2 protein-coding genes and 1 pseudogene are annotated in these 2019 nt (G+C 74.3%); 2 read left to right on the top strand and 1 reads right to left on the bottom strand.

Annotated features, from left to right (window positions below):
- Positions 1–262: pseudogene (locus tag ACFV61_RS35720) on the bottom strand (hypothetical protein); the annotation flags it as partial.
- 95 nt (positions 263–357) lie between these two features.
- On the opposite strand from ACFV61_RS35720, the gene ACFV61_RS35715 reads away from it, so the two are divergent.
- Both ACFV61_RS35715 and lepB read left to right on the top strand, forming a co-directional pair.
- On the top strand, positions 358–954 hold the full coding sequence (locus ACFV61_RS35715; protein ID WP_063350727.1) for a helix-turn-helix domain-containing protein: 597 nt from the start codon (positions 358–360) through the stop codon (positions 952–954).
- A gap of 68 nt (positions 955–1022) precedes the next feature.
- Positions 1023–2019: signal peptidase I (gene lepB, locus ACFV61_RS35710; protein WP_380496328.1), on the top strand; the 997-nt coding region annotated here is incomplete at its 3' end.

Raw genomic sequence — 2019 nt, 5'->3', positions numbered from 1 at the left:
GGGGGCGCGCGCCCGCCCCCCCGGGCCGCGGCCGGGCGCACGGCCACTGCTGGGCGAGTACGGCGAGCGGCGCGCCGTCGCCGGTGCGCAGGATCCAGCTGGCGCGGCCGCCGCCGATCAGGGGCAGGTACGGCCGGGGGAGTCCGAGGGCGACGAGCGCCTGCGGCAGGTCGAGGTCGTCGGGGAGGGTGAGCGCCGCGGGGTGCGGGGCGCCGGCGTCGTCGCCGGCCGCGACGCTGTCCCGGGTGAGGTGGATGCGCATGGCCGGACAGCATAGGGCGCGCGGACGGGCCCGCGCGCCCGTGCACCGGTGTGCCGGTTTGACAAACGCCCTTGCCGTCCCGGCGAATGGCAGGCATGGCCGACGAAGACTTCGAGAACGTCCTCACCACGGTGGGCCCCCGGCTGCGCGCCCTGCGACGCGAGCGCGGCACCACCCTCGCCAAACTGGCCGCCGCCACCGGGATCTCGCTCAGCACGCTGTCCCGGCTGGAGTCCGGGCAGCGCAAGCCGACCCTGGAACTGCTGCTGCCGCTGGCCCGGGAGTACCGGGTGCCGCTGGACGAGCTGGTCGGCGCCCCGGCCACCGGAGACCCCCGGGTCCATCCCCGCCCGGTGACCAGGAACGGCCAGACCATCATCCCGCTCACCCGCCACCTCGGCGGTCTGCACGCCTTCAAGCAGATCATGCCGCCCGGCCGGGGCACCGAGCCCGAGCTGGAGCTGAAGGTGCACGAGGGCCACGAGTGGCTGTACGTGCTGTCCGGCCGGCTGCGGCTGGTGCTCGGTTCGCACGACCTGGTGCTGACGGCCGGTGAGGCCGCCGAGTTCGACACCCGGACCCCGCACGCCTTCGGCAACGCCGGGCCGCAGCCGGTGGAGTTCCTCAGTCTGTTCGGTCCTCAGGGTGAGCGGATCCATGTCAGGGCGCGCCCGGGAACCTCCGTTCGGTAGGTTCGTTCCCTGACAGCGGGGGTTTTCCGTTCCGGTCTCCCGCCAGGCCGTCGGGAGGGGCCGAGAAGATGAGTGTCCAGCAGAGTACGGAGTCCGGCGAGAGCGGTGGAACCGGGGAGCGCGGCGCGGTGGGTGCGCCCGAAGTCCCGGGCGCGGCGGGGGCCTTCGAGGCCTCCGGCGGCGGCGCCGGCCGGGCCGGCGGTGGTTCCGGCGGCGACGGGAGCGGCGGCAGCGGTCCGACCGGTGGGGCCGACGGCGCCGGCGGCGCGGAGCCGGACGCCAAGAGCGGGCGGAAGAAGCGCCCGTTCTGGCAGGAGCTTCCGATTCTGCTGGTGATCGCCCTGCTGCTCTCGCTCGGCATCAAGACCTTCTTCGTCCAGGCCTTCTCGATCCCCTCGGGTTCGATGGAGCAGACCCTGGCGATCGGCGACCGGGTGCTGGTCGACAAGTTGACGCCGTGGTTCGGCGCCGAGCCCGAGCGCGGCGAGGTGGTGGTCTTCCGTGATCCGGGCGGCTGGCTGGAGAGCGCGCCGACGCACGCGGACGGCTCGGTGATGAGCTCGGTCCAGAAGGTGCTGAGCACCGTCGGCCTGATGCCCTCGGCGGACGAGAAGGACCTGATCAAGCGGGTGATCGCGGTCGGCGGGGACACCGTCGAGTGCAAGGCGGGCAGCCCGCTGAAGGTGAACGGCGTCGCGCTGGACGAGCCGTACCTGTTCCCCGGTTCGGCGCCCTGCGACCAGGACCCGGTGGGCACCGTCACCGTCCCCAAGGGCAAGCTCTGGGTGATGGGCGACCACCGCAACAACTCGCGGGACTCGCGCCCGCACCACAACGAGACCGGTGACGGCTTCGTGCCGGTGGGGAACGTGATCGGCCGGGCCTTCGTCGTCGCGTGGCCGCTCACGGACTGGTCCACCCTGCCCGTCCCGGACACCTTCGGCAAGGTGCCGGCAGGGGGGGGCGGCGGGCGGGGGGCGGGCGCCGTCTGCGGCAGACTCAAGACCCCCCCCCCCCCCCCCCGGGCCGGGGGCCCCCCGCCCGGGCCGCCGCCCACCCCTCATG

The organism is Kitasatospora sp. NPDC059817, assembly GCF_042731835.1.
In the GTDB taxonomy this organism is placed as follows: Bacteria; Actinomycetota; Actinomycetes; order Streptomycetales; family Streptomycetaceae; genus Kitasatospora.
The sequence above is the reverse complement of the archived record's forward strand: the minus strand, read 5'-3'. Positions and strand labels throughout refer to the sequence as shown.